Annotated in this window: 22 protein-coding genes, 2 tRNA genes and 1 pseudogene; 4 read left to right on the forward strand and 21 right to left on the reverse strand. The window is 68.6% G+C overall.

Annotation, left to right across the window (positions count from 1 at the left end; all coding sequences use genetic code 11):
* Positions 1-387: 387 nt before the first annotated feature.
* A complete protein-coding gene (locus tag BM066_RS15140) occupies positions 388-1551 on the reverse strand; it encodes an acyl-CoA dehydrogenase family protein (RefSeq protein WP_089929289.1) in 1164 nt (387 codons plus the stop codon).
* 36 nt (positions 1552-1587) lie between these two features.
* On the reverse strand, positions 1588-2577 hold the full coding sequence (locus tag BM066_RS15145) for an NAD(P)/FAD-dependent oxidoreductase (protein ID WP_089929290.1): 990 nt from the start codon (positions 2575-2577) through the stop codon (positions 1588-1590).
* A gap of 181 nt (positions 2578-2758) precedes the next feature.
* Here BM066_RS15145 and BM066_RS15150 point away from each other — a divergent pair, with 181 nt between their 5' ends.
* Together BM066_RS15150 and BM066_RS26480 are read left to right on the forward strand one after the other, a co-directional pair.
* Positions 2759-3181 carry a helix-turn-helix domain-containing protein gene (locus BM066_RS15150; RefSeq protein WP_089929292.1) on the forward strand — a complete coding sequence of 141 codons (423 nt, stop codon included), beginning with the start codon at positions 2759-2761 and terminating at the stop codon, positions 3179-3181.
* A 168-nt stretch (positions 3182-3349) separates the two neighbouring features.
* The gene (locus tag BM066_RS26480; protein WP_177218467.1) at positions 3350-3493 is read left to right on the forward strand and encodes a hypothetical protein; all 144 of its coding nucleotides are present in this window, start codon (positions 3350-3352) and stop codon (positions 3491-3493) included.
* Positions 3494-3553: 60 nt separating this feature from the next.
* On the opposite strand, the gene BM066_RS15155 is transcribed toward BM066_RS26480, so the two are convergent.
* From BM066_RS15155 to BM066_RS15220, 14 genes and pseudogenes are all read right to left on the reverse strand, one after another.
* Positions 3554-3630 (reverse strand) — tRNA-His (locus BM066_RS15155).
* Positions 3631-3760: 130 nt separating this feature from the next.
* On the reverse strand, positions 3761-4498 hold the full coding sequence (locus BM066_RS15160) for an energy transducer TonB family protein (RefSeq protein WP_089929294.1): 738 nt from the start codon (positions 4496-4498) through the stop codon (positions 3761-3763).
* Between the two features lie 9 nt (positions 4499-4507).
* Positions 4508-4942 carry a biopolymer transporter ExbD gene (locus tag BM066_RS15165; RefSeq protein WP_019847727.1) on the reverse strand — a complete coding sequence of 145 codons (435 nt, stop codon included), beginning with the start codon at positions 4940-4942 and terminating at the stop codon, positions 4508-4510.
* A 5-nt stretch (positions 4943-4947) separates the two neighbouring features.
* Complete coding sequence (locus BM066_RS15170; protein ID WP_029589236.1) at positions 4948-5847, reverse strand: MotA/TolQ/ExbB proton channel family protein; 900 nt, start codon at positions 5845-5847, stop codon at positions 4948-4950.
* A 909-nt stretch (positions 5848-6756) separates the two neighbouring features.
* Positions 6757-6832, reverse strand: a tRNA-Phe gene (locus BM066_RS15175).
* Between the two features lie 111 nt (positions 6833-6943).
* Positions 6944-7114 carry a DNA gyrase inhibitor YacG gene (locus BM066_RS15180; protein ID WP_028041190.1) on the reverse strand — a complete coding sequence of 57 codons (171 nt, stop codon included), beginning with the start codon at positions 7112-7114 and terminating at the stop codon, positions 6944-6946.
* The gene (locus tag BM066_RS15185) at positions 7111-8151 is read right to left on the reverse strand and encodes a ribonuclease E/G (protein WP_089929296.1); all 1041 of its coding nucleotides are present in this window, start codon (positions 8149-8151) and stop codon (positions 7111-7113) included. Before BM066_RS15185 ends, BM066_RS15180 begins: the two co-directional genes overlap by 4 nt.
* Positions 8148-8732 (reverse strand): Maf family protein, encoded by a 585-nt coding sequence (locus BM066_RS15190; protein WP_089929299.1) that lies wholly within the window; start codon positions 8730-8732, stop codon positions 8148-8150. Before BM066_RS15190 ends, BM066_RS15185 begins: the two co-directional genes overlap by 4 nt.
* A gap of 8 nt (positions 8733-8740) precedes the next feature.
* Positions 8741-8959: a translation initiation factor IF-1 gene (gene infA / locus BM066_RS15195; RefSeq protein WP_004617696.1), complete on the reverse strand. Its 219-nt coding sequence runs from the start codon at positions 8957-8959 to the stop codon at positions 8741-8743.
* A gap of 97 nt (positions 8960-9056) precedes the next feature.
* Positions 9057-9515 carry an arsenate-mycothiol transferase ArsC gene (locus tag BM066_RS15200; RefSeq protein WP_089929301.1) on the reverse strand — a complete coding sequence of 153 codons (459 nt, stop codon included), beginning with the start codon at positions 9513-9515 and terminating at the stop codon, positions 9057-9059.
* 4 nt (positions 9516-9519) lie between these two features.
* The gene (locus BM066_RS15205) at positions 9520-10011 is read right to left on the reverse strand and encodes a UPF0262 family protein (protein ID WP_089929303.1); all 492 of its coding nucleotides are present in this window, start codon (positions 10009-10011) and stop codon (positions 9520-9522) included.
* 18 nt (positions 10012-10029) lie between these two features.
* A complete protein-coding gene (hisD, locus tag BM066_RS15210; protein WP_089929304.1) occupies positions 10030-11331 on the reverse strand; it encodes a histidinol dehydrogenase in 1302 nt (433 codons plus the stop codon).
* 102 nt (positions 11332-11433) lie between these two features.
* Positions 11434-11751 (reverse strand): annotated as a pseudogene (locus tag BM066_RS15215) (Dabb family protein); the annotation flags it as partial.
* 278 nt (positions 11752-12029) lie between these two features.
* Positions 12030-13514, reverse strand: a complete 1485-nt coding sequence (locus BM066_RS15220; RefSeq protein WP_089929308.1) for an NCS1 family nucleobase:cation symporter-1 — start codon at positions 13512-13514, stop codon at positions 12030-12032.
* Positions 13515-13652: 138 nt separating this feature from the next.
* On the opposite strand from BM066_RS15220, the gene BM066_RS15225 reads away from it, so the two are divergent.
* Positions 13653-14252 (forward strand): DUF805 domain-containing protein, encoded by a 600-nt coding sequence (locus tag BM066_RS15225; RefSeq protein ID WP_089929310.1) that lies wholly within the window; start codon positions 13653-13655, stop codon positions 14250-14252.
* Between the two features lie 95 nt (positions 14253-14347).
* Here BM066_RS15225 and BM066_RS15230 read toward each other — a convergent pair whose 3' ends face one another.
* The 4 genes from BM066_RS15230 to BM066_RS15245 all read right to left on the reverse strand — a co-directional run bounded on the left by BM066_RS15230 (position 14348) and on the right by BM066_RS15245 (position 18587).
* The gene (locus BM066_RS15230) at positions 14348-16255 is read right to left on the reverse strand and encodes a M1 family metallopeptidase (RefSeq protein WP_089929312.1); all 1908 of its coding nucleotides are present in this window, start codon (positions 16253-16255) and stop codon (positions 14348-14350) included.
* Between the two features lie 205 nt (positions 16256-16460).
* Positions 16461-17576, reverse strand: coding sequence for a hypothetical protein (locus BM066_RS15235; RefSeq protein WP_089929314.1), 1116 nt, complete (start codon positions 17574-17576; stop codon positions 16461-16463).
* A 124-nt stretch (positions 17577-17700) separates the two neighbouring features.
* The gene (locus tag BM066_RS15240) at positions 17701-18012 is read right to left on the reverse strand and encodes an EthD family reductase (protein WP_089929316.1); all 312 of its coding nucleotides are present in this window, start codon (positions 18010-18012) and stop codon (positions 17701-17703) included.
* Between the two features lie 122 nt (positions 18013-18134).
* A complete protein-coding gene (locus BM066_RS15245; RefSeq protein WP_089929318.1) occupies positions 18135-18587 on the reverse strand; it encodes a MaoC family dehydratase in 453 nt (150 codons plus the stop codon).
* A gap of 158 nt (positions 18588-18745) precedes the next feature.
* Here BM066_RS15245 and BM066_RS15250 point away from each other — a divergent pair, with 158 nt between their 5' ends.
* The gene (locus BM066_RS15250; RefSeq protein WP_089929320.1) at positions 18746-19630 is read left to right on the forward strand and encodes an AraC family transcriptional regulator; all 885 of its coding nucleotides are present in this window, start codon (positions 18746-18748) and stop codon (positions 19628-19630) included.
* Between the two features lie 146 nt (positions 19631-19776).
* Here the strand turns inward: BM066_RS15250 and BM066_RS15255 are convergent, their stop codons facing one another.
* Positions 19777-20190 carry a hypothetical protein gene (locus BM066_RS15255; RefSeq protein ID WP_089929322.1) on the reverse strand — a complete coding sequence of 138 codons (414 nt, stop codon included), beginning with the start codon at positions 20188-20190 and terminating at the stop codon, positions 19777-19779.
* Positions 20191-20330 lie beyond the last annotated feature (140 nt).

Here is a 20330-nt window from a genome sequence, read left to right on the forward strand (position 1 = left end):
TTGCCCATAGGCCCGCGCCCCCGGCGTCTGGTTTCTCCCGAAAGGGATCGAGACCGGGTCCGGCTAAGCCTCAACAGGGCTGCCCACCGGACGCTGGCGGAAAACGACCGCGCGGAGCGATCGGCTTCGTCGAAACGGTATTTATCAAAGAACTCCGGACGTCGTCCGGCGCTCCGCGACCCTTTCCATAAGCTCAGCGGCCAGCCGCGTGAGAACGACAGATCGCGCCCGCGAACACTTGCCCCCACCTGGCGGCTTCGCCGCCTGTCCGCCCCCAGAGGGGGCGGAGCCTTCGCACCGGCGCTCTTCCCCCTCTGGGGGAAGACGACCGCGTAGCGGTCCGTAGGGGGCAAGCGGGCGGTGCACGACGCCTGGAAAGGATCCCCCTCAATAGCTCTTCGGCAACCCCAGCACCCGCTCGGCGATGAAGTTCAGGATCATCTCGCGGCTGACCGGCGCGATCCGGGCGATCATCGCCTCGCGGAAATAGCGCTCGACGTCGTATTCCTTGGCGTAGCCCATGCCGCCATGGGCCAGGACCGAGGCCTCGCAGGCGGTGAAGCCGGCCTCGGCGCCCAGGTACTTGGCGGCGTTGGCCTCGGCTCCGCAGTCCTGGCCGGCGTCGTAGAGGGCGGCGGCCTTGAAGGCCAGCAGGTTGGCGGCCTCCAGCTCGGCCCACGACCGGGCCAGGGGGTGGGCCACGCCCTGGTTCTGGCCGATCGGCCGGCCGAACACCACGCGCTCCTTGGCGTAGGTCGCGGCCTTGGCCAGGGCCGCCCGGCCCAGGCCGATGGCTTCGACCGCGAACAGCACCCGCTCGGGATTGAGGCCGTGCAGCAGGTAGGAAAAGCCCTTGCCCTCCGCGCCGACCAGGTCGTCGGTGGGCACGAACAGGTCCTCGATGAACAGCATGTTACACTCGACCGCCTTGCGTCCCATCTTGGGGATCGGCTTGGCCTCGATCTTCTCGCGGTCGGTGTAGAACAGGGAGAGGCCCTGGGTCGGCTTGGCGCACTGGTCCTTGGGCGTGGTCCTGGCGATGATCAGGATCTTGTTGGCGCGCTGGGCGCCGGTCGTCCAGATCTTGCGGCCGTTCAGCACGTAGCCGCCGTCGGTGCGCTCGGCCCGCGTCTCCAGGCTGGAGGTGTCCAGGCCCGAATTGGGCTCGGTGACCGCGAAGCACATCTTGTCCTGGCCCGAGATCAGCCGCGGCAGGTGCCTGGCGCGCTGGTCGTCGGAGCCGAACTTCACGATCGGCATCGGGCCGAAGATGTTCAGGTGGATGGCGCTGGCGCCCGAGAAGCCCGCGCCCGACTGGGCCACGGTCTGCATCATGATCGCCGCCTCGGTCAGGCCCAGGCCCGCCCCGCCGACGCTCTCGGGCATGGCCACGCCCAGCCAGCCGCCTTCGGCGATGGCGGCGACGAATTCCTCGGGGAAGATCCCCGTCTCGTCGGTGCGGCGCCAGTACTCGTCGTCGAAGTCAGCGCACAGCTTGGCGACGCCGTCGCGGATGGCTTCCTGGTCCTCGGTCAACCCAAATCCGCGCATTCGCCCCTGCCCTGCCTTGGTTCTTGTCGTTGTCGCTCAGGTCCTCGAGAAGCGCCTCGCGTCGAGCGAAGCGGCGTCCGGGCCTGGGTTATCACCTTTCAGATACGCCGCGACCAGATCGGCCACAAGCGGGGCCAGCAGCCAGCCGTTGCGCCGGGCCCCGACGGCCAGGATCACGCCCGGCGTCGCGCTCCAGCCCACCAACGGCAGGCCGTCGGGAGTGGCGGCGCGTATCCCGACCTCGGTGGTCAGGACCGCCTCCGCCAGTTCGGGACGCAGGCGGATCGCCGCCGCGCGCAGGGCCGCCGTCGCCGCCGGGTCGACGGTCAGGTCTGCGCGGCCCAGTTCCATGGTGGCGCCGATCGCCGGGCTGTCGCCGGGGCAGACATAGACCCCCTCGCCGCGGATCACCGGCCCGGTCGCCGGGCCGCGGTCGGCGCGCAGGATCTGGCCCTTGATGGGCGCCAGCGCCGCCAGCTCCGGCGCCAGCCCGCCCGCGTCGCCCGCGCCGGTGGCCAGGACCACGGCGGAAAAGGCCGGCAGGTCGCCGGCGGTGAAGGCGCGAGGGGCGAAACGTCCGCCCAGGGCCTCGAACGCGTTCCGCAGGGCGGCCAGGGCCGGCCGCGCCTCGATCCGCCAGTCCTCGGCGTCGACCAGGGCCCCGTCCCGGCGCTGGAAGGGGACGCCCAGGGCTTCGAAGCGCGCGGCGACGCCCGCCAGCCAGGCGGCCTCGCCCTCGACCCTCAGGCCGTCGCGCAGGATCGCCAGGTCCAGTCCCTCGACGAAGGCCGGCCAGCGGTCACGGGCCCGCCTCAGCAGGGCCAGGTGGGGGGTCGAGACCGGGTCGAACACCGCCTCGGCCACCGGCGCCAGCATGCCGGCCGCCACGCCGGACGCGTTGTCGCCCGGGGAACCGGGATCGAAAAGCGTGACGTCAAATCCGGCGCGCGCCAGGGTCAGCGCCGCCGCCGATCCGATCGCGCCGGCGCCGGCCACCGCCACCCGCGCGCGAAGCTTGGTCTCCATGGGCGGCAAACACCCCTGCCCGCGCCAAACGTCAAGCCCGCCGGGCCATTTTGCGGTCCCTACGGATGTGTCAGACGCGTGACTAAGGCGGCTGCATGGGTCTATTCTGCGTTAACCAAGCTGGACCACACGCTCTCGGATAGAGGGTGGGCGCGCGGTCGCTGGAAGGAACGTGACGCGGATGACCGACAAATCCCCTTCCGACATGGCCCACCCCGTCGATCTCTACGTCGGCGCACGCCTTCGGATCCGCCGCAAGGTGCTGGGCCTCAGCCAGACTCAGTTGGCCGAAGCCCTGGGCATCACCTTCCAGCAGATCCAGAAGTACGAGCGGGGGGCCAACCGGATCAGCGCCTCCAAGCTGTACGAGGCCGCGCGCCTGCTGCAGTCGCCAGTGTCCTACTTCTTCGAGGGCCTGGACGAGACCTCGCGGGGCGAGGTCGACGACGGCTTCGCCCAGCGCATGACCCAGTTCGTGGCCACGCCCGAGGGGCTGGAGTTGGCCGGGCTGTTTCCACGGCTCAACGACCGCCGGCTGCGCCGCCGTGTCGTCGATCTGGTCAAGGCGATGGTCGACGACGAACCGGCGGCGGCCACGTCCTAGCGACCGAGCCTGGTCCGGCGGCGAATCGCCGACCTCCCGCACGCTTTTCACGAACACCGCGACGGGACGCCCTAGCGGCGCTGTGCCGCATTTCCGAAACGCCCGTTCAAGCGCAGCCTCGAACTCAGGGAGCAGGCGCGCAACGTCGCGTGAGTCAGGAGCGTAGGCGTGAGAATGTTTTCGGGAGCGGCCGTCTTCCGCATTCGGTACTGGTGGCAGGCCCATCCGATGGCGGGGCTGCTGGCGGGCTGGGTCGCCATCGCCCTGATCGCCTGGCGCGTCTGGGCCGCCCTGCACGGGCGCCACGCCTAGACCCTTGGTCCGCAACGAAAAAGCCCCGGGACGAACCCAGGGCTTTTCAGCGTCTTGCGATGGTACCACCTCTCGGGCTCGAACCGAGGACCTCTAGATCCACAATCTAGCGCTCTAACCAACTGAGCTAAGGCGGCGTATCGCGAGGCAGTGTCTTTAGTCGGACGCGCGGACCGGATCAAGCGCCGAAACGGCCCTTCCACACGAAAACGCCCCGGAGCCGATGAAGCTCCGGGGCGCTCGTTTCCTGGCCTGTCGCCTCGGTCCCTAGCGGGGAACCGTGAACACGATCGGGATCGTGATCTGACCGCCGTCCACCGGAGCGCCGTCAAGCGTCTTCGGCTTCATGCGGAACAGCCGCGACAGCTTCATGGCCGCGTCGCCGAAGCCGTAGTCCGCCGGATTTTCCGACACGACCGAGCAGCCTTCCAGCGACCCCTTGGCGGTGACGGTGCACGACAGCGTCGCGCGACCGCCCACTTCCATCCGCTGAGCGCGGTCGGGGTAGTAGCGAGCCATGTCCTCGCCGGTGGGCTTGCGGGCCCAGTCCGGCTTGGTGATCACCGAAGCCCGGGCCGGCGGGTTCGAAGGCACCGGCGGCACGTTCGAGATCACCGGCGGAGCCGTTTGCTCGACCCGCTCCTTGACGGGCGGAATCGGCAGCGGCGGCGGCGGCGTCACGTCCGGCGGCGGCGCAATCGGCGGCCTCGGCTGCACCACCGCGGGAGGCGGAGGCGGAGCGTTGGTCGGCGGCGGCGGCGGGGGCGGAGGAGGCGGCGGCGGCGGCGGGGGCGGCGGAGGCAGCTCCACGTCCACGGCGTCGTCGTGATACTCCTTCATCACCGCTTCGAACTTCTGCTTCGCCAGATACGCGAACAAAGCAGCGTGCAAACCGACGACGACGATGGTCGCGACGCCGAAGGCGCCGAGGCCCTTCTTGCGGCGTGGGCCGTCCGAAGTGAGCGGATCGTAGTGGCGATGCTCAGGCGTTTGTTGTTCAGCCATGCATCACCCCTAGCTGTTCTGATCCTTGCCGATGAGCGCCACGCTATAGAAGCCGTTGTCCTGGAGGGTGTTCATCACCTCCATGAAGGCCCCGTAGCGCGTCTTTTCGTCGGCGCGGATATAGATGCGCTCCTTGGTGGGATCGCGACGACCAATGCTCTTCGTGAGGTCCGCACCCATCTCGTCAACCGTTGTAGGGTCGTCGCCAATGAAGACCTTTCCCGATGCCTTGATCGAGATGTAGACGGGCTTTGGCGGGCTCGGCGACGGTTTCGCGACCGCCGGCGGCAAGTTCACTTCGACCGACACGGAGGCGAGCGGGGCCGCCACCATGAAGATGATCAGGAGAACCAGCATGACGTCCACGAAGGGCGTGACGTTGATCTCGCTGTTTTGGTCGATGTTAAACCTGTCGCCCCCACCGCCTGAGAGTTTGGCGGCCATCGGTCTTACGCCCCTTTGTCGAGCTGACGCGAAATGGCGTTCATCAGTTCAGCAACGAAACCTTCAGAGCGCGTGCCGTAGCCGGAAATGCGGGTCTGGAAGTAGTTGTAGAAGATAACGGCCGGGATAGCGGCGAACAGACCGATACCGGTGGCGAGCAGCGCTTCGGCGATGCCGGGAGCGACGACGGCCAGGTTGGTCGTGTTGGTGTTCGCGATGCCGATGAACGAGGTCATGATCCCGTAGACGGTGCCGAACAGACCGATGAACGGACCGGCCGAGCCGACCGAGGCCAGGAACACCATGCCGCCCGACAGGCGCTTGGCCAGCGAGGCTTGCACCGCGTTGATGGCGTAGGTGGCGCGCGACAGGGTCGAGTCGCGGTGTTCGCCGCCGACGGCCAGGCCAGCTTGGCGCGACAGTTCGACTTCTTGGGCGGCCGCGGCGGCCATGTCGGCCATCGGGTTGCCTTCGAATTCTTCCGACGAGCCGATGCGGGCGATGTCGGCGATCGAGCGAGCGCCGCGGAAGGCTTCCAGGAACTTGTCCGATTGCTTGTTCAGGGCGCCGAACTCGAACAGCTTGGTGATCAGCAGGACCCACGAGAAGACCGAGGCCAGGATCAGGCCGATCATCACGACCTTAACCACCGCCTGGGCCGACAGGAACATGCCGATCGGGGTCAGGGAGTGGGACTTCATCTTTTCGGTCGCGGCGACGCCGGCGTCCAGCGGCTCTTCGGCAGGCGCGGCGGCGGGGGCCGGGGCGGCGGCGGCCGGAGCAGCAGCTTCGGTGGTGGCCGGCGCAGGAGCCGCAGCGTCCTGAGCGAAAGCCGGGGCGCTCACCATCAGCGCCATGGCGCCGACGAGAGCGATGAGGGGGGTTTTCCGTTTAATGTCGAGCATCTGTCGCCAGTTCCTGATTGGTCTAGCACGTTTGGACCGAGGGTCGTCGCGCGAGAGCGTCTCCACCCTAACTTGAATAGCCTGCAAGATGGCCGATCGCTCGGACGTCCCGCAGACCCGCTTCGCAGCGCTCGACCCGTTACGCCCCGCAAGCCGGACTCATGCCCCGCCAGAAGGATCGTTTCGAAGCGCGTGTGATCGCCGCCCCCGGGGAGGCTTCGATCTTACCGCAATGTTAGAATTGCGGCAGGGGTCCTTTGGCAACCCCTTTTCGTACCGTCAAGGGGTGCGAGGAGGCATAAATTCACCGCCCCTCCGACGCCCTCACCGCCTTTGCCGCGCCGCACAAATGGGAAATCAGGATTTGAGGGCGGTTTTTCCCTACCAAAGGGAATATCGATGTTGCGCCGCAGCATGCCTACAAAACGTCGATCTCGCGGACCGGATCAGAACGCGCATCGCGGCGCAGCTCAATCTAGCCGGGAAGACGTCCGCCAGAGATCTGACCTTTGCCATGGCCCCGCTCGCCCTCGCGAGTCCGGCCAAGAGACGATTTTCGCCGCCAATCGCCCTTTCGGCGCTCGAAATCATCGTCGTGACCCCTTGCCCGGCGACGACGGAAGCCCATTCCGGCTGGATCGGCATGGAACGCCTGCGACAGCGGCCGGACCGTCCCGATGCGCCCCGCGCTTCCTTCACCCCCGCCTCGGTCGCCGGGAGAACGGCCCCAAAGGCGTCGGCGGAGGCCTCCGAGATCGAACGGAGACGATCGCTTTCGCCTCGCCCGAAGAGGCGCTGCTAAAATTTCACATCTGCCCTGAGGCGGACGCGGGTGATCAAGTTCGCGGCGCCGCCGAGATGACCACCCACCCCGCAGGAGGTCGCAACAACGGGGCATCTGAAAGGAAGTGGTGCCTGGGGGCGGATTCGAACCACCGACACGCGGATTTTCAATCCGCTGCTCTACCAACTGAGCTACCCAGGCCCTGGGCCTAAGAGGCGGTCGAAACCGCCCTGGCGCCCGCCCGACGGCGGGGAGCCGCGTCTATAGGGGAGGCTAAAAACGAAGTCCAGCCCCTCTTGAAGCGATCGCGAACTATTCCCGGCCGAAGTCTGTGGACGGGGGATTCTCCTCGTCCTCCTCGGCGCCGGGCACCACGTAGCGGTCCGACAGCCAGCGGTTCAGGTCGATGTCGGCGCAGCGTTTTGAGCAGAAGGGCCGGAACTCGGGAGTCGTCGGTTTCTTGCAGATCGGGCAGGCGCTCATGAGGATGCGACCTCCAGGCGGTCATTGGGCCAGTCGGCGACGACGGCCAGGGTGAAACGGCGGCCGATCCGGTCGGCCAGGGCGGGCTCGAGGGCCGCGAAGGCCTGGGCCACGGCAGGGCCGCAGCGACCGGCCAGCCTGCCGCCCGGGTCCGCCCTGCCCTCCCGCTCGAAAGCCCGGACCAGACGCAAGGCGCCGGCGCGCGCCGACAGCCCGCCCGATTCGTCGAGCAGCCGGTCGAGAATCGGTTTGGTCCGGCGCGGCACGATCATCTCCAGCGCTCCGAACTTGCTGATCGGACCGATGCCGACACCGGGATTGTCGATCGCGAAGGCGTTGCGGGCCGCCGTGGTCAGGGCCGGACCGTCATGGCCGCGGCCCACCAGATCGAAGACCACCAGCCCGGCCAGGCCCTTCAGACGCAGGATGCGGGCGGCGGTCGTGAAGGCGGCCATGTTGGCGGCGCGGGCCGCTTTCTTGGAATCGCCGTCGCGAGCCCCGAGGTCGACGTCCACGGCCACCAGGGCCCGGGTCGCCTCAATGCTGACGTCGCCGCCGCCCGGCAGGGCGAAGACCGTGGCCAGGGCCTCGGCCTCGGCGGCCTCGACGGCCTCCAGGGCGGCCAACCCTTGAGTCGGCGAACCGGACTTGACCCAGAGGCGCAGCAGCTCGTCGAGGGTCGGGGCGTGGGTCAGCACGCGCGGCTCGCCCTCGGCCGGCCCGACGTAGCGGGCCACGGCCGACTTGTCGCGGCGCGAGGGACTGCGGATTTCGATCTCGACCACCTGGCCCTCGGCCAGCTTGGGCATGTCGGGCTTCAGCGCCAGCAGCAGGTCGGCGCCGCCCGGCAGGGCGACGAAGGCCGAGTTGAAGGCGCGCTCGATCTTCCTGACCCGGGCCACGCCCCGCACGCCCTCGGCGTCCAGCGGGTCGTCGCCCTCCCACTGGGCGACTAGGCGCTCAGGACGGCCGTCCAGGGTGACGACCCCGACCGTCTCGCCGATTCCCTTGTAGAGATAGGCCCGCCGTTCGCTCATTTTCGATAGCCCAGGCCGGTCAGCAGGTTCAGCGTCTCGTACAGCGGCAAGCCGACCACGCTGGTGTAGGAGCCGTGCAGATCGATGATGAAGCCGCCGGCCACGCCTTGCACGCCGTAGCCGCCCGCCTTGCCGTTCCATTCGCCGCCGGCCAGGTAGTCGGCCTGCTCCTGATCGGACAGGTGCTTGAACTGCACGCGGGTCTCGACCAGCCGCGAGGCCTCGCGCCCGTCGGGGGCGATGGCGGCGACGCCGGTCAGGACCTTGTGGTTGCGTCCCGACAGCAGCTTCAGGCAATGGGCCGCCTGCTCCGGCGTCTCGGCCTTGGGCAGGATGCGGCGGCCGACGGCGACGACGGTGTCGGCGGCCAGGACGATGGCGCCGGGCGAACGGGCCGCGACGGCGCGCACCTTCTCGACCGCCAGGCGCAAGGCATGGCGGCGCGGGGTCTCGTCGCGCAGCGGCGTTTCATCGATGTCGGCGGGATCGACCCGATCCGGGGCGACGCCGACCTGCGCCAGCAGGTCCAGGCGCCGGGGGCTCGCGCTGGCCAGGACCAGCGGCGTCCGCTGGACGACCATCGCCAGCCCTACTTGAAGCGGTAGGTGATGCGGCCCTTGGTCAGGTCGTAGGGCGTCATTTCCACGAGCACCTTGTCGCCGGCCAGCACGCGGATGCGGTTCTTGCGCATCTTGCCGGCGGTGTGGGCGATGATCTCGTGATCGTTCTCCAGCTTCACGCGGAAGGTCGCGTTGGGCAGCAGTTCGCTGACCGTACCGGGAAACTCGAGCAGTTCTTCCTTAGCCATCAGGCCTCTCAAAACGGGTGACGCCATGCCGATAAAGCCCCCTCGACGATTGAGTCGGGGAGCGGATCGCGGCTGCGAGGCGGGGTGTATAGCGCATTCACCCCCCGAACGTCGATGGCGCGCCGAAACGTTGTCGAATCGCCGTGGCCAAGGCGTCACGCACCTCGCGATAGGCCGCCAACATGGCGTCGCGCGAGCCGTACGCAAGGGTCGGATCGTGGGTCGGCCAGTATTCGATGTCGGTGGCGCGGAAGCGGGACAGCTCGACGGCCCGGTGCTGGGCCTCGGGGGTCAGGGAGATGACGACGTCGAAACTGTCGTCCTCCAGCTGGGCGAAGCTCTTGGGCTGGTGGCCGCTGACGTCCAGGCCCATCTCGTCCATCACCACGGCGACGAACGGATCGACGCCTTCGTCGGCGGGATCGGGCTTCAGGCCGCACGAATCGACGAACGCCCGCGTGCCGTAGAAGTGCTTGAACAGCGCCTCGGCCATCGGCGAGCGCACGCGGTTGTAGTTGCAGGCGAACAGCACCGCGTCCGGAAGGTCCGCCGCCACGCCCTCAACCCCGCCAGTGCAGCGCGCAGATCAGGGTGAACAGCCGCCGGGCCGTATCGAGGTCGGTCTTGACCTTGCCCTCCAGCCGTTCGCGCAGCAGGTTCGAGCCCTCGTTGTGCAGGCCGCGCCGCCCCATGTCCAAGGCCTCGATCTGCTGGGGCGAGGAATTGCGGATCGCCGAATAGTAGCTGTCGCAGATCATGAAGTAGTCCTTGATCACCCCTCGGAAGGGCGACAGGGACAAAAGGTGCCGGCGCTCCTCGAAACCGCTTTCGGGGGCCGCGCCGGTGATGTCGAGGGCCAGGCGGTTCTCGACCAGCGACAGCTTCAGGTCATAGGGTCCGCCCGCCGACTCGACCGGCTCGAAATAGTTGCCGTCCAGCAGGTCGAAGATCGCCACCTGCCGCTCTTGCTCCTGGTCGCGCGAGGCTGCCGCCAGGCTGTCCTCGTCGATGAGGACGGACTTCAGGAACTGGGTGGCCTTGGCGTCGGACATCGTCGGCAGACTTGCCCCTTACGGCTTGGATGGCAACCGGCCCGAAGAAAGGCGGATGGACGCCGACAGGGCGTGGGCCGGCAAGCCCTCGGCTTCCGCCAGGGCCACGGTGTGCGGCCCCAGGATCCCGAACGAGGCCGCGTCGCACTTCACGATCGAGGTGCGCTTGAGGAAATCGTAGATCGACAGGCCCGACTGGAAGCGGGCCGCGCGGCTGGTCGGCAGCACGTGGTTGGAGCCGGCCACGTAGTCGCCGATGGCTTCGGGCGTCAGGCGGCCCAGGAAGATCGCCCCGGCGTGGCGCACACGGTCGGCCAGGCGCTCGGGATTGTCGATCGCGAACTCGACGTGCTCGGGCGCCAGCAGGTCGACCAGGCGCGGGCTGTCGTCCAGAGGGCACAGGATGATCGCACCGTGGTCGCGCCACGAGGCGGCGGCGTCGACGCCGGTGGCCAGGGTCGCGAGACGCGCGTCGACGGCGTCGGACACCGCCTGGGCGAAGGCTTCGTCGTCGGTGATCAGGATCGACTGGGCGGCCGGGTCGTGCTCGGCCTGGCTCAGCAGGTCGGCGGCGATCCAGTCGGGGTCGTTCTGGGCTTCGGCGACCACCACGATCTCGGACGGGCCGGCCAGGGCGTCGATGCCGACCACGCCGTAGAGCCGGCGCTTGGCGGCGGTGACATAGGCGTTGCCGGGGCCGACGATCTTGTCGACCGGCTGGATCGGGCCCGCGCCATAGGCCAGGGCGGCGACGGCCTGGGCCCCGCCGATCCGCCAGATCTCGCTGACCCCGGCCTCCTTGGCGGCGGCCAGCACCGCCGGCTCCAGCTTGCCGGGCGGGGTGACCATGGCGATGCGGTCGACGCCGGCCACCTGGGCGGGCACGGCGTTCATCAGCACGGTCGAGGGATAGGCCGCGCGGCCGCCGGGCACATAGACGCCCACGGCCTCCAGCGGCGTCCAGCGCCAGCCCAGCTGCACCCCGGCCTCGTCGGTCCAGGCCTGGTCGGCCGGGCGCTGGCGGGTGTGGAAGGCGCGGATGCGGGCGGCGGCGAAGACGATGGCCTCGCGCACCTCCGCCGAGCACTCGGCCGCGCCGGCCTCGATCTCTTCGGCGGTGACGCGGATCGTGTCCTCGGTCAGCTCGACGCCGTCGAAGCGGCTGGTGAAGCTGAGCACCGCCGCCAGGCCATCGGCCCGCACGGCGTCCAGTACGTTGCGCGCCGCCGCGTCGACGTTCTCGGGCGCGCCCCGGCGCTCGTCGAGGAAGGCCTTGAAGGCGGCGGGAAAGGACGGATCGGCGGAATTGAAGCGGCGCATGCGGCCTAGATGCGGGTTTTTGTGCGGGATGCAAGTTTTGATGCGCCGCTCCGCCTCCAGCGCTCAGGGCGGTCCATCGGCGAACAGAGGATCAACCGCGCCTCACGGCGAGATGGCGTCGTAGACGACGACCTTTCGCCAGAGGTGGGCGTGATCCTTCACGAACTTCAGGTGAAGCGGATGATCCTGATAGCGCTTCTGGTCTTCGACGCTGGCGAAGAACATCAGTTCCGAGACGTCATAGCTGTTGTCCACGACGTCGCGCTTTTCGGTCGAGGCCGGGACGCCGATGTGAAGCTGCTGGACGACCTCGATCGCTCGTAGGGTGTTCAGGCCGGCGATCAGCCGATCGCGATCGGCTTTCGATCCCGGGTTCTCGAGCCAGAAGAAGACGTGATGGATCATGGGAGGCGCGCTCGGGGATTGGGGGACGGCTCCGCTCGGAGCCGCTTGCGAGGTGTTGACGCCGACGCCGACCGCCAAGCCGCCAGCCAGCAGGACACGACGATCGAAAGGCGGCATGCGTGAGGTCCTTCGTCCAGCAAGTCAACGCCGCGCGGTGAGCCGGCGGTCCATCCATGGCTAACGCCGCCGCCCTATGAGCACAATCGTTCGACGTGCGCTCGCCGGGCCGCGCGCCTCGAAGGCCGCCCGGTGTTCGAAAAGGCCTCAACGGGGGCGAGGGCGGAAGTCGGCTCCTATTCGGCAGCCGACGCCCGCGCCCCGCCGCCAATCCGCATCGCGACCACATAAACCCCCGCCGCGATCCCCGCCCCGACGAACCAGGCATAGTCGTAAAGCCCCGTCCACGGCGCCCCGACGCCCACCGCCGACGGCAGTCCGGCCGCTTTCAGAAACCCGGGCAGGTTGGGCGCGACGCCGATCGCGAAGGCCGCGACGGCCGCCAGGTTCCAGCCCTTGAAGTAGGTGTAGCGTCCCGCGCGGTCGTACAGCGCCTCGACGTCCAGCCGGGCGCGGCGCAGCAACCAGTAGTCGGCGATCAGGATCCCGGCCACCGGCCCCAGCAGGGCGCCGTAACCGGTCAGCCAGACGAAGATATAGCCCTGGGTGCTCTCCAGCAGCTTCCACGGCATGATCAGCACCCCGATCGTCGCGGTGATCCAGCCGCCAGTGCGGTAGCTGATCCGCCTGGGCCACAAGGCCGAGAAGTCGTAGGCCGGGCCGACCAGATTGGCGGCGATGTTGCACGAGACGGTGTCGAGACTGATGACCAGCAGGCCCACCAGCACGGCGATCCCGCCGATGTTCCCCGACAGGGCCACCGGGTCCCAGACCGGCTTGCCGTAGATCAGCACGGTGGCCGAGGTGACGATCACGCTCATGGCGGCCAACAGGGCCATGGGGCCGGGCAGCCCCACGACCTGGCCGACGATCTGGTCGCGCTGGGTGCGGGCGAAGCGGGTGAAGTCGGGGATGTTCAGGGCCAGGGTCGCCCAATAGCCGGTCATGGCGGTGACGGCCGGGCCGAAGTCCCGCCAGAACCGACCGGCCTTGGCCCCGCCGGCGTCGTAGGCGCTGGGCTCGTGCAGGATCGGGCCGAGGCCGCCGGCCTTGCTCAGCGCCCACCAGACCAGCAGGCCGCAGACCAGCACCTTGACCGGCGCGGTCCAGGTCTCGAGCTTGCGCACCGTCTCAAGGCCCTTGGTGACGAACAGCAGCTGGATCGCCCAGAAGGCGGCGAACGACAGCAGCTGGCCGACGCCGATCCCCAGGACCGGGACCGCCGGCCCGACCAGGCTCTTGCCGACCATCACGCCCAGCAGGGTCAGCAGCGCCCCCCCGCCGATCCAGGTCTGGATGCCGTACCAGCCGCAGGCGACGATCGCCCGGGCCAGGGCCGGGGCCCGCGCGCCGCGCCAGCCGAACGAGGCCCGGGCCAGCACGGCGTAGGGCACGCCCCACTTGGCGCCGGCGTGGCCGATCAGCAGCATCGGGACCAGCACGATCAGGTTGCCCAGCAGCACGGCCCACACGGCCTGGCCGGCCGACATCCCCTGCTCGATCAGTCCCGCGGCCAGCATGTAGGCCGGCACGGCGATCACCATGCCCAGCCACAGGGCCGCGAAGTGTCGCGCTCGCCAGGTGCGCTGGGCCGCCGTGGTCGGCGCCAGGTCCGGGTTCCAGAGGGTGTTGCCGGCTTGGTCCGACGCCTGCTGATCCATGTCGCCCCCGCGATCGTGTCGTGGACGGAGCATGGGTCAGCGAACGATGAGCGTCACGGAGAAAGTGACCTTCTGGGCGCCGGCGGTTGAATCGCCCTATTCGAAAGCTCCGCCTTCGAGGCTCCAGGGGGAGACGCCGTGAACGCCTTCGTCGATTCCGTCCGCAACGGCTTCACCGGCCTGCTCCGCTTCTCGGGCCGAGACCCCGCGCGGCGCTTCTGGCCCTATGCCGGCGTGGTGATCGCCCTGATGTTCGCCGGCGCGGCGGCGACGATGGGCCCCATCATGAGCCAGTCGTTCGCGCGCATGGAGCGCTTCGCGGCCGAGCACCCCGACCAGGCCACCGTCACCCGCGGACCCAGCTCCTATTCGATCCAGATTCAGGGCAGCCACCCCGAGCTCATGCCCGACGTGACACCGTTCTTTACGGCGATGCAGGTCGGATGCGCCCTGGTGGTGGCGCTTCTGGCGGCGGCGGTAACCCGACGGTTACACGACCGCGGACGGCGCGGCTGGTGGGGCCTGGCGCCCCTGCCCTTCCTGATCGTGGGTCTGACCCTGTTCCCGCGCTTCTTCCAAAGCACGCTGGCCGGCGACCTGACGCCGGATTCAATGAGGATGTTCGGCCTGATCTTCACCAACAACCTGCTCTATCTGGCGTCGCTGGGCCTGCTGATCTTCCTGCTGGCCGGCGCGAGCCAGGCCGGCGAGAACCGTTTCGGCCCGCCCGCGCCCTGAAGCCCGCTTATCCCATCCCCGAATGAGCCGGGGTCGCCAGTCCGCCCCGAACACCGTCATCCCCGTTTCGTGCGGGGATGACGAACGTCGAGGGTCTATTTGACGATCCCGTCCACCGTCTGCCGCGTCACCGCGTGATAGAGCGGCCGGGTCTTGGCGTAGATCCGCTTGGCGATCGACTGGCCCCAGTCGCCCTGGGCCATCAGGTCCTTGAACAGCGGAGCAACGAACTTGCGGCGGCCCTGGTCGGTCAGGAAGGCCTCCAGCGACGGCAGGGCCGGGTCGTAGCGGTTGGCCACGGCCAGCTCCAACCAGACGAAGCGGATCTCGCTGTTGCCCTGGACCGACAGGCCGAAGGCCTTGTCCAGGGTCGCCAGCCGTTCCTTCGATAGAGCGCGTGGCAGGCTGGCGACGAAGCGCGTGCGTTCGGGCGTGCTCCAGGCCTTCCACTTGGCCAGCGGCGCGGGACCGCCCTTGCCGTAGGCGGCGGCCAGGGCGTCCACCGCCGGGAAGGCCGCCGACCGGACGTGCACGGCGTTGTCGGGCAGGCCCGCGCCATAAACCCACTTGTCGATCCCGATCTCGGCCTCGAGTTTCGGGTCGCCCTTGATCAGATTCTCGCGCAGGTCGGCGACGAAGCCGGCCGTGGTCTGGCTCTGGAAGGCGTGACGGGCGAAGTAGTCCTTGAGGTAGGCGTCCCAGCGCGGGCGGCCGACGGCCTTCTCGATGGTGCGCAGGAAGGTTGCGCCCTTCTCGTAGGCGATGTCGGTCATGCCGTCGTCGGGATCGCGGCCGGCCAGGTCCAGGTGCAGCCGAGTGTCGGCGCCGGTCGGGCCGCCGGCGGCCTTGATCGTCGCCTGCAGGTCGCTCCAGCCCAGATCGGCCAGCATGTCGGCGCGCGGCTTGCCGTAGAGCTTTTCCATGATCCGGTTTTCGAAATAGACCGTGAAGCCCTCGTTCAGCCAGAAGTCCGACCAGGTGGCGTTGTTGACCAGGTTGCCCGACCACGAGTGGGCCAGCTCGTGGGCCACCAGGCTGACCAGCGAGCGGTCGCCGGCGATGATGGTCGGAGTGGCGAAGGTCAGGCGCGGGTTCTCCATGCCGCCGAACGGGAACGACGGCGGCAGCACCAGCAGGTCGTAGCGGCCCCAGGCGTAGGGGCCGTAGAGGCTCTCGGCGGCCTCGACCATCTTCTCGACGTCGACCAGCTCGTTGGCGGTCTTCTTCATCACCGACGGCTCGGTGTAGACGCCGGTCCGCTGGCCCAGCGGCTGGAAGGCGATGTCGCCGACGGCGATGGCGATCAGGTAGGACGCGACCGGCTTGTCCATCCTGAAGCGGTAGGCGCGGCCGCCGCCCGCCACGGGCTCGCCGTTCGGGGTCAGCATCTCGGCGCTCATCACCGCCTTCAGGCCTTCAGGCGCGACGATGCGGGCCGTCCAGGTCTGGCGAATCCCCGGGCTGTCCTGGGTAGGGATCCAGGTGCGGTTCAGGATCGCCTCGCCCTGGCTGAACAGGTAGGGCTTGGTCTTGCCCGCCGTCTGGGCCGGGGTCAGCCATTGCAGGGCCGCGCCATCGGAGGCGCTGTCGTAGCGAACGACGATGCGGCGGGCGCCGTTCAGTTGAACCGTCAGCGGCGCGCCCAGGATCGGGTCGGCCTTGCCCAGGGTCCAGGGCAGAGCCGCGCCCTTGTCATCGGTGACGGCGTGGATCACCAGACCCTTGCTGTCGAGCACAACCTCTTTCGCGTCCGGCGCGGCGGCGATGTCGAGGGCGGCGGTACCGGTCATCTTCTGGCCGGCGAAGTCGGCGGTCAGGTCCAGGTCGATGTGGGTGACCCGCGCGACAAGCGGCTGGGCGTAGGAGTGGATGTCGCGGGCTTCCGGCGTCGTCAGGATGGCTGGAACCGGCGACTGGGCGGTCTGGGCCAGCGCGGGCGCGGCGACGCCGCAGAGCAGGAACGCCAGCAGGGCGGCGCGGGCGGTGGACTTGGGGGAGGGCATGGGGAGCGGGTTCCGTGTTCGGAAAGGCGTTGGGTTCGTCTTAGCCCTATGCTCCGCCTCCCCTCAACCGCTCATCCCGGCGAACGCCAGGAACCAAATCCCAAAGCTGGGTGGCTGATTGGAAGGCTCAGCGCTCATGGCGTCAGCCTCAAAGCCCTTCCATCAGGGCCACGGCATTCGCTGGGATGAGCGGCTGTTTGGGAACTCAGATGTAGTCCAGCAGGCTCGTCCCGCTCGTATTCACCCCGCCGTCGGGATTAAACAGCGAGGCCAGCTTGTCCGAGAGGTTCTGCATCTCGACCATCTTGTCGTAGAGGGCCGGGGTCCAGCCGGCCGCCTGACGCTCCTCGTCGCTCATGGCCGCGTACTGGGTGATCAGGCTCTTGCCGAAGGCCGAGCTGTCGGAGCCCTGCGTGTTCTTGTAGGCGCTGGAGACGCTGTCGCGGTTGCGGGCCTTCACCTCGGCCGCCGCCTGGGCGACCTCGTGCGTGGAGAACCGGTCGCCCTTGTTCAGGGCCACGGCGGCCAGCGAGCGGTCGTCGAACTTGGAGAAGTCGATGGTCCCCTCGTCGGGCGAGGCGGCCATCCCGTCCTGGGTGGCGGCGGCGTACTGCTTGTCGAGCACGCTGCGGACGTCGGAGGCCACCTTGCCGATGTCGCGGGTGCGGGGATTGGCGACCACGCCGCCGACGTCCTTGAGATAGGCCGCGACCGGGTCGCCATCGACGCCGCTGGGCGCCACGCCGGGCTTGGCGGTCGCCTGCTTGAGGCCCTCGGTCAGGGCGGCCTTGTCCTTGGCCCACTGGCCCATGGCCTTCTCCTCGGGGCCGGCCGCCTCGAGATGGGCCAGGGCGGCCTTGTAGAGCCCGGCATAGTCGCCGGTCACCCGCATGGCCGAGGCCGAAGCCGACAGGGCCGCGTCGCGATCGGCCTTCATCTGCAGGCTGGCGACCACCTGCTCCTCGATCGAGAACTTGCCGCCCTTATTGCTGGCGATGGCGTAGAGGCTGCGGCGGTCCAGGCCCGAGACATCGATCGTCGCCTTGCCGTCCTTCAGGGCGCTGGTCGCCTTGGCGCCGGCCAGCAGCTTGTCCAACGCCGTGCGGGCCGCCGCCACGACCTGGTCGGTGGTGCGGCCGTCGGTCTGGGCGGCGAGCGCGGCCTGGGCCTGGGCCGACAGGGTGATGTTGACGCTGGACCCGCCGGCCTTGGCCGCGGTCGTGTCTGCCTGAGCGCCTTGGGCCGTTGCGTTGCTGTTGGTGGTCGTCGTGGCGGCGAGATAGGGGTTCGCCGCGTAGCCGTTCGTAACGCTGCCGACCATGACGCCCTCGACTGGATCGCCGCGAGACTACGAATCGCGACAGGCCTGAAACACGGGAGCACAAGGCGTGATCAGGGTTAAGACCGCATTAACCATGATCAGAGGCCGGGGACACGCGCATCTCCTACGCCGGCGCGCTGACCTGGGTGATCGGCTGGATGTCGGTGAACTTGGCCACGTCGCCCCGCACCTCGGGGCCGCGGGGGCCGCCCAGGCTGGCGGCCAAGGCCTCGGGGCCGTCGAAGATCAGGTGGGCCATGAGCAGGAACGGAGGCGCGCCGCCGTCCGGCCCCGGCAGGCCCCTGAGCACCTGCACGTCCTTCAGCCCCGTCGGCGCGTAGGCGGCCTTGACCAGCGGGATGTGCACATCGTCGTAGTAGGCTTGGTCGAACCGGGCGCCGGGCGTGGCCGGATAGAGCACGCTGAAAATGACCATGTCGCTTCCCTGGAATGACGGCGGCGCGGATCGCGGCGCGCCCCGAGCTCAGTTAGGCCCGCGGGCGATATCCCGCCAGGCTTGCCGCGACGGGCGCCCGGCTGGCTGAAGTCCGTCCCCGCTCAGGCCTTCTGCGGGCGGCGGCGGCGCGGAACGCGGACCGTGGCCTCGCCGTCCATGACCAGCTCGTCGCCGACGAAGGCTTCGCAGCGCAGGGTGACGCGGGCGCTCGCCTCGTCGATGGCCGCGACGGCGACGCGGGCCGCCACGACGTCGCCGATGCGCACCGGCCGATGGAAGGCCAGGGTCTGGCTCAGATAGATCGCGCCGGCGCCGGGCAGGATGGTGCCGACCACGGCCGATCCGAACGAGGCCGACAGCAGGCCGTGGGCGATCCGGCCGCGATAGGCGGTCTTCGACGCGAAGGGCTCGTCCATGTGCACGGGGTTGAAGTCGTCCGACGCCTCGGCGAACTGCCCGATGCGCTGCTCGGTCACGGTGACGCGCTTTTCGGCGGCCATCCCGACCACGAGTTCTTCCAGGATGTAGCCGCCGGAGGGGTGAGGTTCGATCATGACGCGCGGTTAGCCGCGATGTCGCGCCGTGGCCAGTAAAAATACGCGGACCGCGGACGGTCGCGAAACATCCGCCCCATTCGCGCTAAACCGCAAGAACGGTCGAGCACGATCCGGCGGCGAGCGACTAGCTGGCGCCACCACGGAGAAGAGTGACGATGAAGGCGGCGCTTCGAAACTACCAGGCTCGGATGCAGCGGGTGCTGGACCACGTCGACCAGCATCTCGACGGCGACCTGGACCTGGAAACGGTGAGCCGCGTCGCGGCGTTCTCCAAGTTCCACTTCCACCGGCAATTCATGGCGACCTTCGGGTTGTCCGTGCATCGCTATGTCCAGCTGGCCCGCCTGAAGCGGGCTTCGCATCGGCTGGCTTCCAAGGACGCGCAGAGCGTCACGGAAATCGCCATGGAAGCCGGCTACGACGCGCCGGACGCCTTCGCCCGCGCCTTTCGGCGCAGGTTCGGACAATCGCCTTCATCGTTCCGGAAATCGCCCGACTGGGCGCCGTGGCTTGCGGCCTTCGGGCCTTTAGACAACGCCAGGAGCAAGCTCATGCAGATTACCTACGAACCCGGCGACGTGATCGTCCGCGACGTTCCCCCGACACCGGTGGCGATCCTGGAGCATCGCGGCGACCGGGCGCTGCTCGGCGCCACCATCGAGCGGTTCATCGCCTGGCGCAAAGCCGCCGGCCTGTCGCCCGAGACCAGCCCGACCTTCAACATCTTCCGGTCCGAGCGGATTCCCGAGAACCCCGCCGACTATAGCATGGACCTCTGCATCGGGACCGACCGGCCGATCGATCCCGATGACCCGCTCATGAAGGCCGGCGAGATCCCCGGCGGACGTTGCGCGGTGCTGCGCGTCACCCACGACACCCATAACCTGGAGCCCGCCGCGCTCTATCTCTATCGCGACTGGCTTCCCGCCAGCGGCGAGGAAGCGCGGGACTTCCCGATCTACTGCCAGCGGCACTTCTCGTTCCCGCCGAACGCGCCGGTGCACGAGGTGGTGGTCGAGGTGCACCTGCCGCTCAAATAGCGCCGTCGGGCGGCCTGCCCTTTCCGCTGGCGAGGCGGACAGGCCGCCCAGTACGGACGCGACGGCCGCGCTCGCTGAGGCGGATCGGCCTTCGGCGGCGCCCACCCAATGAGTCCGTCATTCTCGCCCTGGAGTCGGGGACAGACTTAGCTGTCGTAGCAGAATGCAGGGCCAAGTCGCTCGAACGAGATCGTTCTATGCACCGTCACCTGTGAACGCCACAGCCCCATGTGGCCTGCTCCAAAGGGGCGCTGCGTCCTGTGGCCGATGAAGGTCACCAAGAACGGCTGAACGGTGTAGCAGTCCCGATTGTCATCGTATCCGACCTGTTCGACGAGCTGACCCAAGCGAGGCTGGTCGAACCGGTACTCCAGCCAGTCCGTCTCCCTGTAGGAGGGACGCTCCTTTGGAATCGCAGCGGCGCCTTCGACAAAGGTTGAGCCTTCGAACTCGTAGAGCCAGACGCCGGAATACTGACGAGCGCGACCGTCAAAGCCGATGTCCGAGCACGAGGAAAGCGCAAGGCTAAGCGCGATCAGGATGATCCATCTTAAGGCCATGATTGAGCTAACCGCGTTTCTCAACGTCCGGCCAGGGTCGTGAAGCGAAGTCGACCGAACGCCAATCTCAGACGGCCAGATCGCCGTCGCGGGCAGATGCGGGCTTGTGGCGCGCCACGGATCAAGAAGGAGGGCTTGGA

Source organism: Caulobacter sp. UNC279MFTsu5.1 (assembly GCF_900114015.1).
GTDB lineage: Bacteria > Pseudomonadota > Alphaproteobacteria > Caulobacterales > Caulobacteraceae > Caulobacter.

What these genes read in the sequence shown, in the direction of transcription:
- BM066_RS15165 (WP_019847727.1), bottom strand. Translation starts at nt 4,942, where the DNA reads ATGGCCGCCAAACTCTCAGGCGGTGGGGGCGACAGGTTTAACATCGAC.
- BM066_RS15250 (WP_089929320.1), top strand. Translation starts at nt 18,746, where the DNA reads ATGAAGGCGGCGCTTCGAAACTACCAGGCTCGGATGCAGCGGGTGCTG.
- BM066_RS15180 (WP_028041190.1), bottom strand. Translation starts at nt 7,114, where the DNA reads ATGAGCGCCTGCCCGATCTGCAAGAAACCGACGACTCCCGAGTTCCGG.
- hisD (WP_089929304.1), bottom strand. Translation starts at nt 11,331, where the DNA reads ATGCGCCGCTTCAATTCCGCCGATCCGTCCTTTCCCGCCGCCTTCAAG.
- BM066_RS15190 (WP_089929299.1), bottom strand. Translation starts at nt 8,732, where the DNA reads ATGGTCGTCCAGCGGACGCCGCTGGTCCTGGCCAGCGCGAGCCCCCGG.
- BM066_RS15160 (WP_089929294.1), bottom strand. Translation starts at nt 4,498, where the DNA reads ATGGCTGAACAACAAACGCCTGAGCATCGCCACTACGATCCGCTCACT.
- BM066_RS15150 (WP_089929292.1), top strand. Translation starts at nt 2,759, where the DNA reads ATGACCGACAAATCCCCTTCCGACATGGCCCACCCCGTCGATCTCTAC.
- BM066_RS15245 (WP_089929318.1), bottom strand. Translation starts at nt 18,587, where the DNA reads ATGATCGAACCTCACCCCTCCGGCGGCTACATCCTGGAAGAACTCGTG.
- BM066_RS15220 (WP_089929308.1), bottom strand. Translation starts at nt 13,514, where the DNA reads ATGGATCAGCAGGCGTCGGACCAAGCCGGCAACACCCTCTGGAACCCG.
- BM066_RS15255 (WP_089929322.1), bottom strand. Translation starts at nt 20,190, where the DNA reads ATGGCCTTAAGATGGATCATCCTGATCGCGCTTAGCCTTGCGCTTTCC.
- BM066_RS15140 (WP_089929289.1), bottom strand. Translation starts at nt 1,551, where the DNA reads ATGCGCGGATTTGGGTTGACCGAGGACCAGGAAGCCATCCGCGACGGC.
- BM066_RS15230 (WP_089929312.1), bottom strand. Translation starts at nt 16,255, where the DNA reads ATGCCCTCCCCCAAGTCCACCGCCCGCGCCGCCCTGCTGGCGTTCCTG.
- BM066_RS15205 (WP_089929303.1), bottom strand. Translation starts at nt 10,011, where the DNA reads ATGTCCGACGCCAAGGCCACCCAGTTCCTGAAGTCCGTCCTCATCGAC.
- BM066_RS15235 (WP_089929314.1), bottom strand. Translation starts at nt 17,576, where the DNA reads ATGGTCGGCAGCGTTACGAACGGCTACGCGGCGAACCCCTATCTCGCC.
- BM066_RS15145 (WP_089929290.1), bottom strand. Translation starts at nt 2,577, where the DNA reads ATGGAGACCAAGCTTCGCGCGCGGGTGGCGGTGGCCGGCGCCGGCGCG.
- BM066_RS15240 (WP_089929316.1), bottom strand. Translation starts at nt 18,012, where the DNA reads ATGGTCATTTTCAGCGTGCTCTATCCGGCCACGCCCGGCGCCCGGTTC.
- infA (WP_004617696.1), bottom strand. Translation starts at nt 8,959, where the DNA reads ATGGCTAAGGAAGAACTGCTCGAGTTTCCCGGTACGGTCAGCGAACTG.
- BM066_RS15170 (WP_029589236.1), bottom strand. Translation starts at nt 5,847, where the DNA reads ATGCTCGACATTAAACGGAAAACCCCCCTCATCGCTCTCGTCGGCGCC.
- BM066_RS15185 (WP_089929296.1), bottom strand. Translation starts at nt 8,151, where the DNA reads ATGAGCGAACGGCGGGCCTATCTCTACAAGGGAATCGGCGAGACGGTC.